13 protein-coding genes are annotated in these 13235 nt (G+C 59.8%); all 13 read right to left on the bottom strand.

Features of this window, described 5'->3' with window-relative positions:
* Positions 1–38 precede the first annotated feature (38 nt).
* The 13 genes from FW789_RS03300 to FW789_RS03240 all read right to left on the bottom strand — a co-directional run bounded on the left by FW789_RS03300 (position 39) and on the right by FW789_RS03240 (position 13233).
* The gene (locus FW789_RS03300) at positions 39–482 is read right to left on the bottom strand and encodes a tail fiber assembly protein (RefSeq protein WP_446430911.1); all 444 of its coding nucleotides are present in this window, start codon (positions 480–482) and stop codon (positions 39–41) included.
* Positions 479–994, bottom strand: coding sequence for a hypothetical protein (locus tag FW789_RS03295; RefSeq protein WP_446430910.1), 516 nt, complete (start codon positions 992–994; stop codon positions 479–481). Before FW789_RS03295 ends, FW789_RS03300 begins: the two co-directional genes overlap by 4 nt.
* A gap of 11 nt (positions 995–1005) precedes the next feature.
* On the bottom strand, positions 1006–1851 hold the full coding sequence (locus tag FW789_RS03290; RefSeq protein WP_446430909.1) for a hypothetical protein: 846 nt from the start codon (positions 1849–1851) through the stop codon (positions 1006–1008).
* Positions 1851–2156, bottom strand: coding sequence for a hypothetical protein (locus tag FW789_RS03285; protein ID WP_446430908.1), 306 nt, complete (start codon positions 2154–2156; stop codon positions 1851–1853). Before FW789_RS03285 ends, FW789_RS03290 begins: the two co-directional genes overlap by 1 nt.
* The gene (gpJ, locus tag FW789_RS03280; RefSeq protein ID WP_446430907.1) at positions 2153–7075 is read right to left on the bottom strand and encodes a TipJ family phage tail tip protein; all 4923 of its coding nucleotides are present in this window, start codon (positions 7073–7075) and stop codon (positions 2153–2155) included. Before gpJ ends, FW789_RS03285 begins: the two co-directional genes overlap by 4 nt.
* A gap of 66 nt (positions 7076–7141) precedes the next feature.
* Complete coding sequence (locus tag FW789_RS03275) at positions 7142–7726, bottom strand: tail assembly protein (RefSeq protein ID WP_446430906.1); 585 nt, start codon at positions 7724–7726, stop codon at positions 7142–7144.
* Positions 7723–8505, bottom strand: coding sequence for a C40 family peptidase (locus tag FW789_RS03270; RefSeq protein WP_446430905.1), 783 nt, complete (start codon positions 8503–8505; stop codon positions 7723–7725). The genes FW789_RS03275 and FW789_RS03270 overlap by 4 nt, the downstream gene beginning before the upstream one ends.
* 2 nt (positions 8506–8507) lie before the next feature.
* Positions 8508–9209 (bottom strand): phage minor tail protein L, encoded by a 702-nt coding sequence (locus FW789_RS03265; RefSeq protein ID WP_446430904.1) that lies wholly within the window; start codon positions 9207–9209, stop codon positions 8508–8510.
* A 35-nt stretch (positions 9210–9244) separates the two neighbouring features.
* Entirely contained in the window at positions 9245–9592 is a 348-nt protein-coding gene (locus FW789_RS03260; RefSeq protein ID WP_446430903.1) for a phage tail protein, read from the bottom strand.
* Positions 9592–12123, bottom strand: coding sequence for a phage tail tape measure protein (locus FW789_RS03255; protein ID WP_446430902.1), 2532 nt, complete (start codon positions 12121–12123; stop codon positions 9592–9594). Before FW789_RS03255 ends, FW789_RS03260 begins: the two co-directional genes overlap by 1 nt.
* A 39-nt stretch (positions 12124–12162) precedes the next feature.
* Positions 12163–12438 carry a superinfection immunity protein gene (locus FW789_RS03250; RefSeq protein ID WP_446431052.1) on the bottom strand — a complete coding sequence of 92 codons (276 nt, stop codon included), beginning with the start codon at positions 12436–12438 and terminating at the stop codon, positions 12163–12165.
* A gap of 106 nt (positions 12439–12544) precedes the next feature.
* The gene (locus FW789_RS03245) at positions 12545–12763 is read right to left on the bottom strand and encodes a phage tail assembly protein T (protein ID WP_446431051.1); all 219 of its coding nucleotides are present in this window, start codon (positions 12761–12763) and stop codon (positions 12545–12547) included.
* 2 nt (positions 12764–12765) lie between these two features.
* On the bottom strand, positions 12766–13233 hold the full coding sequence (locus FW789_RS03240) for a phage tail assembly chaperone family protein, TAC (protein WP_446430901.1): 468 nt from the start codon (positions 13231–13233) through the stop codon (positions 12766–12768).
* Between the last annotated feature and the right edge of the window lie 2 nt (positions 13234–13235).

Genomic DNA, 13235 nt, shown 5'->3' with positions numbered 1-13235 from the left:
AATACCGCCAGGCGGCGGTCGCTTTGTTCGGTTCGGGTTCAGGCCGGCGGCGCGGGCCAGTCAATCGCATCGGGATACCCGGGTTGATCCGGCAGGCGGTTCAGCGCGACCCGGTAGCGCTTCCACCGCTTCAGCAGATCAGCCTCGATATCGGTGGCGTCATCAAGGTCCACGGCGTCTTGCAAGGGTGCGATGGCGGTGTCGGCGCTGGCACGCTCGGCACGGGCGCGCTCTTCAGCAGCCGTCAGCGCTCGCCGCCCTTCAAACTCAGAGACCTGCTCAGGGGTAGCAAGTGACCACCCTTGGATAACTGAGGTGGAGTACTCGACAACCGTGCCATCGGTATAGGCTTTGGGCTTGAAGAAGTCAGTGATTTCCCGGTTGGTCATCCTGGCGAGGTGCTGAGGGATGAATGCGTCCTGGCTACCGTCATCCTCGAACGCAAAGACCTCACCGGTCTGGCCATCTTTGAAGTACTTCATCCGCGTAACTCCAGCCAGCTGAACAGGGGGGCTGAACCGTTTGCGATAACCACGCTGTAGCTAGCTCCGGGAGCGATGATGCCATTGACTGACGGAATATATGCGCCTGCCGATGCCGCATACGCCCCCCTGAGCGACTTCCCGTCAACGTTCAGGAACGGCGATACATTCGCTGCACTGGTAGGGCCAACCAGGACTGTCACCTGAATCGGTCGCCCTGTGGTATTAACATAGGCAACGCCCAACTGACGCGAGGAAGTGAGATCTTGCCAGGATTGGCCAACGCCGATATCGCCGATACCCAAGTTGCTCTTCGCACCAGCTGCAGTGGAAGAACCCGTCCCACCTTTGGCAACAGGTAGCGCTGCTGGAAGGTTACTCCCCCCTGCCACTCCCGTCAGCCAATCATACAGTTCGTTGAAGTTGGATATCGCCTTGACCCAAGCGCTGCGGCGATCATCACCGCCAGCGCCTGCGGGGGCGGTCCCGAGGTTGATATTTTGTTTGGACATGTGCACCTGACTCAGTTGAAGGGGAATGGAAGCCCGGAAGTTCTGACGACCAGCGCGGTCGGGAAGCGACCAAGAGGTATCTGCCTCCAGTAGTTATAGGGCGCGCCGCCTGTAGCGGACTGAGTTGTGACAGCGGCGATGGTGAACATGAAACGCACGCCCCCAACATAACCGAAGGCGCCTTCCTGACATCCATATTCATAACCGCCTAGGCCAGAGTTCGACCCATTGCACCCTGCGCTTCTTGTAAAGTTGATACATGCTGCCAGCTCTCCGCCCCCCAAGGGCACATCAACATACGACTTCATGACTGGGCGGCCGGGATTGCTTATCGAGTTGTAGCCGCCAGCGTATGCTGTGTATCGATAGTCGCTACCTGATACGACCGGAGGGCCAGGGTCAGGCGCTCTGACTGAAGAAATTATATTAAGCGGCGGCTGTGACGAGTTGAATGTCAACCCACCGTCGGATTCTCTGAAGCATTTCAAGCCTGTGATAGGACCGGTATCGCTCATCAGGTCAAATACAAAGCACTTCGTGCTTCCTGAGGCTCCGACAAACAACAGGGTCTTGACGCCGTTCTCCAGCATTTCGCCGCATGGGCTGCCGTCTCCCACCAGGAACGCCATCGGCGAACTCCAACCGCTAAGAGAGATTCCGTAGATCGGCTCTATCGCCGAACTCTCAGCCCAGTTGGCGCCGTTATTGGGGTCCAATTGGGCTGACCTCAGATATTTCATCGGCCAGTAGGCGATCAGCTGCAAGTAGCCGCTTTTTTTCAATCCATAGCAAATCCTCTCGGTATCAAACAGTAGAGTCTGGTCCTGCTCCCTGTACGCAACAAACTTACCAGTCATTAGTAATACCCGTAGAAGATTCTGCAGTTGGCGGAAAAGTATCCCCAGCCGTTTGTGCTGTAGGAATAAGCCCACGTCATGGCGTTGCCAGATATTGTCACGCCCGGCTTCTTGCCCCGCTCCCTGTTCAAATCAACCAAAGCCACGATCATGTAAAATCGCGACTTCCCCGGCGGCAGGCTTGGGAGCGTTGCGCTCCCATTCGCGCCATTGGTATCGACACTGCCCATGGTCTGGCTGATGAACACTGTCATGTCAGTCATGACAGTGCCATCTTCCTTGAACGCCAGAAAGCCTGTGCTCATATGCCGATACCCATCTTGGTTGCTGGGTTACCACTCGCGTAGTAGGTATTGACCTGGCCATTGGTAATGAGGGTTGAGCCATCAGCGCTCTGACCTCGCAGAATGAACGTGCCAGCCTTGAAGTTGATTTCAAGGAGAGGCAGACCCTGCGCATTCAGCGTTTCGGACCTGATCGTCATCCCGGCCACAATCTCCTGAATGAACGCCGTGTTGATCACCGCCTGGTTGATGAAGACCTGGCCGTTCTGCACAACGAAAGGCAGGATCATGTTGCCATCCACCCCATCCACGATGGCCAGCCGCTGGGCTGACAACAGGATTTCGCCGACCTCTCCGTTGCTGCCCTGCACGATGCCGGTGGCCACCCGCCGGCCGTTGGCGTTGGTCTCGGTCTTCCAGGAGGAAATGGCTGAGACCTTGCCGTCGACGCCGGCAACCGTTTCGCTGATGGTCTGCACCGAAGCGCTGACCTCGCCGAACTGGGCTTGCACCGTATCGACTCGCTTGCCGGTGGCGATGAACTCGTCCGTGCGCGCCGATTGCTCGGTCCACACACCGACAAGGCTGCCTTGCTGGCCAGCCATGCCGGACGAATCGCCCTCCATCTCGGGATTGACCTGGACGTAGATCCCGTCCAGCCGCTCCGCCTGCGCGGTGATGGCCGTTCCCTGCTGAGTCAGCGAGGTGTTCATCTGGTTGATGGCGGTGGCCTGAGCCCTGATGGACTCCGCGCTGTTGCCTGTCACATAAACCGATGGCGCGGTTGAAGTGCCGATCTGCTTTTCGATCATGATGCGGTCGAAGGAAATCTCGGTACCTGAAACCCCTGAAAGGTTGGGCTGAACGGCGAAGACCATCCGGTTGCCCGAGAACGTCGCCGCGTTGGACAGGTCGATCACCGCCGAGTAGCGAGCCCAGACATCAGTGAGGGTAACTGCTGCCATCGCTGAGTTCTGCGCAGAGGCGGCGCTGTTCAATGCCCGCAGCCAGAATCGAACCTGGCGCCCAGTGACGTTGGCCTTGGCATAGAACGAGACGATGTACTTCCCGTTCAGATAGCTCATCGGGAACGACCCCAGCACACCTGGCGAGTTGGAGGTATGCATGTAGACGGCGGACGTAGTCGATGCATCAGCGCTGGTTAGCTTGAGCGCGTACCCGCCCTGAGTCGCAGAGTCAGCGAGCGTTGAAGGTGCGATCGCGCCGCCAATTGTCATCGCGGGAGCAGTGACGGAGTTAAATACGGAATACTCGGCCGGCATCTGGTTCGAGCCGGAACCACCTATTCCGTTGATAGTGCTCTGCAACTGGGTGACTGCCGTGCCCTGAACGGACAAGCCTGCCTCCGTCTGGGCGACCCGACCATCAAGTGCCGATGTAGCGATTGCGTTACCGATATCAGCCTGCGTAACCCTGGTGGCCGTCATGTTGCACCACAGCGCCCGCCCAGCGCCGTCAGCAGGCTGGATGCGGGTCACAAATCGCGCAGCTACCGCGCCTGCCGGTGCGGTGATGCGCCCAGTGAAGTTCTGGAAACCAGACCCACCCGCCTGCACGATGAAGGCGTTGAAGTAGCCTAGGCTGACGCTGCTCTTGTCGTAGAACTGCATCTGCAGGTTCGCAGTCTGGCCTGCGGTCATGAACTGGCGGCACACATCTGCGGACAGGTCGAACTGCTGGCCCGCACTGGTCAGGACAGAGTTGCCTACCCCGCAGAAGCTGTTGGCCACGAAGGCGATAGCCTTGCCCGCCGACGTGCCTGGCACGGTGACAGTTTCCACCGCCACGGCGCCCGTCCACGGATCGGCGATACCATCTTCGAACGAACCGCGGCGCAGCAGGTTATCGAGCTGCTGCCCTACCGTCGCTTGGACGCTCGTGATCGCAGTGCCTTGGGCAGTGATCGCCGCCCCCTGTTGAGTGACGGTGTTGCCCAGCGAGGCGACGGTAGAAGCATCAGCCTTGCCCGCCAGGCTCGACTGGACGCCATCAATGCGCAGCGCCTGAGCCGTCAGCTTCCCATCCTGCTCAGTAACCTTGGTCTCGACCGTGCTCACCCGCGCGGCCAGTCCGTCAGCCGTGCGCACTGCCTGGCCAACATCGGTCCAGTAGGTGGTGTTGGGCGGCGGGGTGTTGACCGGTACCGCCTTCTTGGCCTGGTACAGCTTGCCGTCGTCGCCCAGCACGCCTTGGTCGGTTGCGTAGGTCTGGTCTGGCTTGTACGGCATCGAGTCAGCCAGGTCTGCAATGCTGTCGATCTGCTCCTGCAACTGGTCGTTGATCGCCTGAAGCCGGTTGTTCACTGAGCCGGGCATGGTGGGTGGTCCAGAAATCAGCGCGATGTCTTGGCGCAGCGCTGGATAAAGCGCGCCGTTGCCGATCTTGTCTTTGAAGTACTCCTCATACTCCGACTGGTTGCTACTAGATGCCCCCGGCACGCCAACGCCGGCTGGATACCACGGCCCGATGTTGCCCGAGCGGTCGACCAGGCGGGCCCAGAAGAAGAACTGCAGGCCAGCGGCGCCCAGCTGCAGAACATGGTCCTTCTGCGGATAGGCGAAGTCGGCCAGCTTGGTCGCGTCCTGCCGGTTATTGGTCTTGCCGTACCAGATCTCGGTGCGCTGGGTGTCCTCGGCGCCAGCAGGGAATCCCCACGCCAAACCGATGGCATATACAAGCGGCGTGGCCACGAGGTGGGTCACTGCTGGCGGCGGCGTAGTTTTGCCCGCAACGTCAGTCAGCACCGAAGTGGTCGGTATCGACGAGACATCCATGGCGCTGACAGCGCGTACACGAGCCAGGTACTGGCCGGCGTACACGCCACGAATATCAGCAGCCAACTCGCCAGTTCTTGGCACCTTTACCCAATCACGCGAACCCCAGCGCCACTCCACGTCATAGGCTACTGCCCCGGGCGCTGCATCCCACGAGATAGTCATGGTGGTGACGGCGATGCCTTGGTCCACGGCGGAATGACTGCTGATGAGCACCCGCGCCGGGGCGTCTTGAACACCTGGTGGCAGTACACTGATAGGCCGGTCATCAATGACCGTGCCGTAGTCGATAGCGTCGAACTTGCTAGGTTCGTACTGGATACATTCAAGCTGGAACTGGTGCCATTCTGGCCGCGTGACGTTGCGGACGTAAAACTGCATGAGCTTCAGGTCATCAAAGTCCAGCACCCAGCCGCACTCAGCCTGCGGTACTTCGCTGAAGTCCGCCATGACAGTGATCTGGCGGCCGGACACCGAACGAACTTGGCGTGCCTCGGACTTGCCGCTGGGTAGGTTGACCAGCAGACGTGCGCCTGTTGGCACAGCGATGTCACGGTCGACCGTCACAACGCGGCCTGCCACGGCGGCAATACGCCCACCATTGGCGCGGCCAGCCAGCATCGGATCGGACAGGGTGATCACCTTCCCTGGCTTCGGTATGTAGCCGTCCAGGCCCACCCGGAAGCTAGCGCCACGCAGTTGCAGCTGCTCGGTCATCAGCGCCCACTGGCCTGCACGCTGGGCCTGCCCCCGAGACGTGCACCCGACAGCCTCCACGGATATCTCGCGCACACCATACTCGGCAATGGCGCTTTCATCGAAGACCGGTTCTTTGTCGGTGTCGTAGCCACGACCCGGGTCATCGAACGACACCATGGCCTGGCTGTGCCGCTCGCGCAGCTTGCTGCCGGTGTACTTGACCGCGCCGTCGTCGAGGATCTGCGACAGGGTGTAGTTGTAAACCGGGTCTTGCGGCATATCGGCATTAACGGTGATTTGGCTGCCGTCCCAGAAGGCTAGCCCATGGAAGATGGCGGCCAAATCCTGCAGTACTGCCCAGGCCTCGGCCTGCTTCTGCAGGTATAGGTTGCAGGTAAAGCGTGGCTCTTCGCCGCCCTTCCCGTCCGGCACCATCTGGTCGCAGTACTGGCCGATTCGGTAGAGCGACCAGCGGTTGATCATGCTTGCATCGATGCGGTCGCCAAGGCCGTAGTAGGGATGCAGGGCCAAGTCATAGAAAACCCAGGCGGGATTGTTGGTGTAGGCCTCCTTGAAGGTGCCGTCCCACACACCGTTCGTGGTGCCAGATCCGCCGGTGGCATAGGTGCGGGACTCCGGGTCATAGTTCATCGGTACTCGCACAATTCGCCCGCGCATCAGCACGGCGATCTTGGCGATGTCCCCGCCAAACTGCTCGGCGTCGTACTCCACGCAGCTGACAGCCGTCAGTGGGTACTCCTGATCGCTGTCGACCACCTCGGCGATGGCCTCAATGTACATGCCGTCCTGCACCAGCGAGCTGTTGAACTCGGGCGTGATGCGGCGCGCACGAATCGCCCAGCGCGAGCCGGCCGGCAGCTCGATGCGGTGTGAGCGCTCGTACTTGGTGACATTCTTGCGATTGACCTCAGAGGCCAGCACCTGCTGGAACGGGCCGTTGTCAGTGGAGACATCGACCGCATAGGCAATGCGAACGCCATCGATGTTGCCGCTCGAATCCTGGGACTGCAGCTGCGGCCACGAGAAGCGCACCCGCACAGCGTCCAGCATCGAGTTGGTGACTGTGTAGACGTAGGCAGTGGTGCTGAGCAGTTGCTGGCCGACCGCGATCTCGTTGCTCGACTCGCTGATACCGGTCATGCGCTCCTGGTTCAGCTCGCCGGAGCGAAACTGCCACTTCACGGCCGGGTAGTTCACGGTCCCGTCTTCCGCGACGACGGGTGTTCCATCCAGTTTCACGGAACGCAGCCCATTAACCGGCCCCACAATTGGCCCCCAGCTCCACAGATAGAGCATCCGGATGGTGGCAATCGAGGGAACGCTGTTAGAAGCGATACTCGGCTTTTTCTGCTTGGTGCTGCCGCCTTTGCTACCGGCAACCTGGCCACGCTTGGCCGCAACGCCGCGCCGCGGCGCGCGCTTCAATGCTTGACCCATTCCACTCTCCAGAAACGAAAAAACCCGCCGAAGCGGGTCAGGTGATGACGGCGATTAAAGCCGGTCTTGGGTATAAATCCCCCCGGATTCGACGGCTCCGCCGATCTCCCGTTCGCCATACAGCACAGGATAGGGATTGCCTTGGGCGATAGTGGTCACCGCGCCGCCAAAGCCGTAACTGGGATTATTCCCATCCTCGTTGCGATGCAGGCTGCCAGTGTTGGCCGTTGGTGACAGCATCTGCACAACGCCCGTGACCGCCATGGCAGCACCACCAGCCATCATGGCGACACCGACTGCGGAGGTGGTGCCGAAGGTGAAGTAACCCGCGACGATCAGCACAACGCCGAGGATTGTCGTGAACATGCCAGCCTGCTTGCTGCCCTGGATGATTGGCGCAATGCGTATATCTCCGGCGTCGCCGCCGCTCAGGTCCAAGTCCTCCGGCGACAGGTTGCGAGTGCCAGAGAAAACCGTGAACACCAGGCCCCGCTCCTCCCCGTTGGACAGGAACTTCTCGAAGCCGGGGATCATGTTGCACAGCGCCTGAATGGCATCACGGGTGCTGTTTACATCCAGGTCGTACTCTCGCCCGAAGTGCTTACGCAGCACCCCGTAGAGCTTCACCTTGCGCTTCATGGCTGATAGTCCTTGTGCCGCAGAATCAGTCGGCAGCGGTTTGCCATTGACCAGCCGTAGACCTCGCGCGTCGACGCCCTCCCTGCCATGTGGTGGTAGATGAATGGCCCGCTGCCGCCGAGCGATGCCGCAGGCTCACTGATCAGATCAGGCTGACTGCCCAGATAGATGGCGGCGTGGTTGGGGTGGAAGCACGGCCGGCCAGGCGACGGAACCATGAACACCAGCATGTCGCCGCGCTTGGGCTCGTCCACCTGATAGAAACCCGTCGAAGCGAAGTTTGCTTCGTACAGGCTCGGGCCGCTCTCCTGCTCCCACCACAAATCTTCCCGCTCGAAGTTGGGCAGCATCAGGCTGGCCTCGCGCGCGTACCAGTCGCGGCAGGCGCCCCAGCAGTCGAGCAGGCCGTGGGCGAACTCGCGGCCCAGCAGTGGCGCTTGGTATCCGGATGGTTTGAACCAGTGCATGTCGCCGCCTGGCCAACCAACGATACCCCAAGGCACTTCGTGCAGCTCACAGCTCACCCTGTCAGCCATGCTCGGCGTGGGCGCTGCATCGGGGTGGCTGTGCACGATGGCCAGCAGCTCGCCCTGGTCCTCGGCGTTCGCCAGGTCTTCGTGATACAGGCGGAAGTTCTCCCGCGGCGTATTCGCCAGGTTGCGACATGGCATGTAGGCCCGGCCCTGGTCGGTCTTGATCAGCACCCCGCACGCTTCTGCCGGGTACTCGCGTTCAGCATGCTCGCGAATTGCGGCCTGCAATGTCTGGTTGATGCGCATGGTTACCTCGAACTGGCAATCAGGCTCGCGCCCATTGAGCCGCCGAACCGGCGGGTGTTGCCGCGCAGCTTGCAGCTTCTCCAGCGCCCCGGGCAGCGATCTAGCGCCGGGTTGTCCGTGGGCTCGTCCTGCTTGGTGTACATGGCAGCGCCGGTGTAGGCGCAGGCCTCGCCCCGGTACTGCCCTCGGCAGGCCCAGCGGCATAGCTTGGTGATCTGCTGACTGGGCAGCATCACACCGCCCATGTCCAAGGGGCTGGAAAGCTGGAACGTCACCTGCTGGCGGTTTTCTTCAGTCTTCTGCTCGATGTACCAGAGGTTCTCTCGCGCTTGGTTGGACGCCTCGGGGTTACCGTCTGGAAAGTTTGCCGCGTCCAGGAAGTGGCGGAAGGTCTCAATTACCCTGACCCTGGAACCGACCATGTCCTTGAGCGCAAGGCACAGCGCGGTGACCGCGCCGCGTACGCCGCCGATCTCGTTGGTCAACTGCAAAGTAGGCGTTGCCGGGCGACCATCGCCACGGATGTCGAAGCCTTTGGCCTCGAGCTGCATAGCCGAGTACAGCTGGCCCTGCCAGATGATGTCAGCCTCTTGGGCATGACCGTGGAAGCGCATGATGTTTCCGCCCAGCCGCGTAGCGTCCAGCTCGTAAAGCCGGATCTGATTGCCCGGCTCAAGCTTCTGGATGTCGGATTCGAATGTCATGGGGCCTCAGAAACAAGAAACCCCGCAAGGCGGGGTCAATAGGGGGTGAATGTCTGCTTCATGGAGAAGCTAATCTCGAACAGCCCCGCGCCCTTCGGATCGAGCTTGTAGCCGTTCGACTTGTACCGGCCCAGCGTGCCGCCGGGTGGCGTCCAGAGAAATGACTTGTAGCCTTCGTGCCGGTCAAGGAAGTCGCGCATCAGACGCAATTCCTGCCCGGCGTCCAGGCTGCCTACGGCCTTGTGCGACCACTCCTGGGTTTTGGTGTTGATCCCGGTACCTCCGGCCTGGGTATACCCGTCACCGAAGTCGTTCTCCCACACCCGCTGCTTGATCTCGCCAGTCGCCCCCACCCGGGTGCAGAAGCTGAACGTTTCTGCCATCACCGCCTCCAGAGAATGCCGCCCTGCTGGGTGGCTTTGTAGATCACCTGTTCCATCTGCTCCTCGATCCCCTTCGCCATCATTTCGCCCTGCCGGCGCGCGGCGTCGTCGCTCATGCCGGGCTGTGCCTGGACGGTAACCGGTGCGTTGATAGTGATTCCGCCCCCGCCGCCGCTGCCAGCGCCAGCATCATCTGCATTACGCAGATACTGGGTGAGATCGCGGTTCTGGTTCGGATTTAGAACCCGCTCGCCGCCGTCGAGCAACCAGGTGCCCTCTCGCGGAATGTTGTCGAGGCCGTTGTGCGCCATACCCATAAGAGCGGTCGAAGCAACACCCGCAACCATCGGTGCGGTGGCTGCAGCAGCGGCGGCAGCAGCAGCAGGTGCAGCGGCCGGACCGACGATCGGGATGGCCGCGGTCGACGCAAACGCCGCAAGGCTTGCCTGGAAGGCCGTGGCCTGAGCATTGGCCACCATAGCCATACCCGCAGTCGACTGAGTAGTTTTGCCCACCACCAACTGCACAGCCTGATAAACCAACCACTGCGCGGCCATGTCGGCCAAGGCGCCGACGAAGGATTTGCCGAATCCGGTGACCATGTCCACCAGCGCATCGCCAGCATCCTTGGATCCGGTGGCCACATCGCTCATGAACGAACTGAGCTCGCTCCTGGCGCTGCCGAGAATCGATGTGGTCGCGTCGGCAGCCATGGCCGAATAGTCAGTCGCGGCGTCTGCAAAGTTCTCCCAGGCACTGGTGACGCCATCCATCCAGTTGCTCTGAGCTTCGTCGACCTGGTTGTAGTAATCCTCTTGCAGCACCAGGCGCGCGGCGAGCGCCTCGCTCAAAATCTCGGTCTCCTGCTCATACAGCTCAGCGCTGATATCACCGCTGTTGCGCTGCAGCACCAGGTCGCGCTGCTGGCGGTTGAAGTCCTCCTCGATCGCCAACCGCTCTTTTAAGCGCTCCTTGTAATCATCGCCGCGGCCGGCACCAGCAAGGTCCTGATCAAACCCGCTCCTCGCAGTCTGGTAACCCTCGCGGGCACTGGAACGGAAAGCCGCGAGTTTCTTGGCATCTTCCTCGGCACTTTTCACCTTATTCAGTGCATCAAGTTCTGCAGCAAGCCCCTCCAGGCGCTTACGCTGCTTGTCGTTGATCCCATCGAGTTTCCCGCTGGACACTTCAAAGGCAAGCTTCTCGACTTCTGTCGCGTCTTTGCGCTTGTCCGTGGAGGTGTTGATCAGCTCGATCTGGCGCTTGTAGTTCTCTTCAGTCGTTTCAAAGGTCTGGTTGAGCTTCTTGGCGGCGGCAGCGGCAGCTTTGGCGGCGGCCTGTTCGGCCAGCGTGATGGCTTTGAATGATCCTGGTCCGCCTGTTTTGAGTCGATCCAGAAGATCGGCCAACTCTTTCACTTGGTTAGACGTGCCACCATCACCCGACGCTTTATCGAAGCTGGCCATCAGGTCGCCATAGCCAGTGACCAGAGAGTCCATCTGCGCCTTCGTGCCGCCGATAACCTTGCCCATGGCGTCAACGTTCTTGAAGGCGTTGTAGATCCTCACCGGCGGAAGATATTTGTCATACCACTTGGCGTCCTGCCCTCCGACCATGGCGTTATCTAGGTCTGACAGGGATTTTAGGCCCACGCCCAGCAAGTGGATACCGGCCACCGTACCAATTGCGAACTTGGCCAGGGCCTGAAGGCTAGCTGCCAAATCATCCGTGACTTTCTTCGCGAGTACGCCGTTAATGCTGGAGTCACTCAAGCGCCCAGCGAACTCTGACATGCTTGGTAGAAGCTCTGCCGTGAGCTGATTGGTGATTCCAGAAATGGATTGATCGACTAACCAGTTTGCAGCTTGTAGCTCTTTAGCTGCCTTAATGGTTTTATCATCCATGATAGATCCGGCTGCTTCTGCAGCATCGCCAAATCTTTTGAAGCCCTCACTATTATTTCGAAGAAGAGGAAGCAGAACGGTCGCATCATTTGCAATGGCTTCCATGTAGAAAGTCATGTCGCTCTGGCTGACTTTGGCTTTCTCTAGGCTGGAAACATACAGGCCGAGAGCCTGGCTTCCGCTCAGGTTCCTGAACTGATCAGCAGTCACTCCCACCTTTGGCGCGATCTGCTCGAAGAAATCCTTCATAGCTCCGCCGCCGGTATTTAGGAAGTCCCCGACTTTGTCGTTTACATCTTTCAGGATGTCAGAGAGCTTGTCCTGCTCTACCCCGACAATCTTGGCACCTGAGGCCAGCTTCTGAAAATCGGTTGTGCTGACGTTTGCCACTGACGCCAGCTTCGCTACTTCAGTTGCAGACCTGATAGCCGAAACGGTTATTGCTCCAAGCGCTGTAACACCCGCCGCAAGGCCACCACCTACAGCCGCGCCGAGCTTGGCAGCGCTATCACTGATCTGCTTCATTCGCTTGCTGGCTGAGCGCTCAGCCTTTTCGAGACCCTGCTCGAAACCGCCGACCTTGGCAATCAGGTCTAGCGTTAAAGTTCCTAGCGACCGGCTTGCCATTAGAGCCCCCATAAAAAGCCCGCTGGTGCGGGCCTCGATCTATTCCAACAGTCTCTTCTTTTCTATCTCGTACTCGCTTTCTGTCAGGCTTCCTGAAGACTTCAAGTTTGCGAGACGTTCTAGCTCTTCGTCCTTGTTATAATACTGCACAGGATACGGCTTGAGTCTGTGGCCAAAAATCGCCCACATGAGACATACCAACCAAACAAACCCTGCCCAGCCAAGAAAAAGATTCAGTATGAAAATTGAAGTATGTCTCTCGTGCCTACGATAAAAAGCAATCATCATAGGCACGAAATAGACCACTACAGCCATTGCCATACCGATCAAGTGCCCGGCGTAAAATAGTTCCACCTTGGTTCCCTACTATAAGTCATAGGGGCCAATTTAAAACTTGACCAGCGCCCGGCCAAATCATCCTCTAGCTCCAATCCTCAATTGCCTGTTCCAAGTTGACCGGATCGCGGTCAGCATGAGGCGTGAAATCATCAGGCGTGAAGGGCTGCGGCCTGCGCTGCGGGTCACGAGCCTGGTTAGCTAGAATTGATGCCAGAAGCGCCGCAGCACGCTCTACCCGCATGCCGATGTGTAAAGAGCCGCGGCGATTCCTGTACTTCACCCAGGAGTGAAACTCGCGCAGGCTCAGGGCTTCTTGGGCTTGCGCGATCGTGGGGCCGCCGACGCCGGCGAGGACGAGTTCGTGCCAGAGCTCGTCAAGGGCGCTGAGCTCGTCGTCTTTCCCAGGTTGTTGACCTCATGGATGGCTGTGAGCAGCGCAACGGTTAGATTGCCGTCGAGCGCGCCCATGCGCTTGGTACTGTCCGGGTCCTTGGCCAGCTCATCTTTGTCGATAGGACCATGCGTGATATCCATCGCAGTGAACACGGGGTTGCCGTCCTCGTCGCAGATGGCGGCTGCGATACGTCCCGCGATGCTGTCCTGCTTTCCGCCGGCAGCGAGCACATCGCTCACGGCGGTCTGGTAGCCCAGCGGGCGGACGAACACCGTCGCGGTGATCGTATCGCTGCCCTGCCTCCAGCTGATCTCCTTTTCAACTGGCCGTCCGGTGAAGGAGCCCGCTTTCCGCAGGCTTTCGATGTTGAGCTTCATTG

The organism is Pseudomonas sp. 1121_17 (assembly GCF_052850745.1).
The sequence above is the reverse complement of the archived record's forward strand: the minus strand, read 5'-3'. Positions and strand labels throughout refer to the sequence as shown.

Coding starts and splice junctions, on each gene's coding strand:
- FW789_RS03265 (WP_446430904.1), bottom strand. CDS start 9,209: ATGACATTCGAATCCGACATCCAGAAGCTTGAGCCGGGCAATCAGATC.
- FW789_RS03300 (WP_446430911.1), bottom strand. CDS start 482: ATGAAGTACTTCAAAGATGGCCAGACCGGTGAGGTCTTTGCGTTCGAG.
- FW789_RS03295 (WP_446430910.1), bottom strand. CDS start 994: ATGTCCAAACAAAATATCAACCTCGGGACCGCCCCCGCAGGCGCTGGC.
- FW789_RS03260 (WP_446430903.1), bottom strand. CDS start 9,592: ATGGCAGAAACGTTCAGCTTCTGCACCCGGGTGGGGGCGACTGGCGAG.
- FW789_RS03275 (WP_446430906.1), bottom strand. CDS start 7,726: ATGAAGCGCAAGGTGAAGCTCTACGGGGTGCTGCGTAAGCACTTCGGG.
- FW789_RS03240 (WP_446430901.1), bottom strand. CDS start 13,233: ATGAAGCTCAACATCGAAAGCCTGCGGAAAGCGGGCTCCTTCACCGGA.
- FW789_RS03250 (WP_446431052.1), bottom strand. CDS start 12,438: ATGGCTGTAGTGGTCTATTTCGTGCCTATGATGATTGCTTTTTATCGT.
- FW789_RS03290 (WP_446430909.1), bottom strand. CDS start 1,851: ATGACTGGTAAGTTTGTTGCGTACAGGGAGCAGGACCAGACTCTACTG.
- FW789_RS03270 (WP_446430905.1), bottom strand. CDS start 8,505: ATGCGCATCAACCAGACATTGCAGGCCGCAATTCGCGAGCATGCTGAA.
- FW789_RS03285 (WP_446430908.1), bottom strand. CDS start 2,156: ATGAGCACAGGCTTTCTGGCGTTCAAGGAAGATGGCACTGTCATGACT.
- FW789_RS03255 (WP_446430902.1), bottom strand. CDS start 12,123: ATGGCAAGCCGGTCGCTAGGAACTTTAACGCTAGACCTGATTGCCAAG.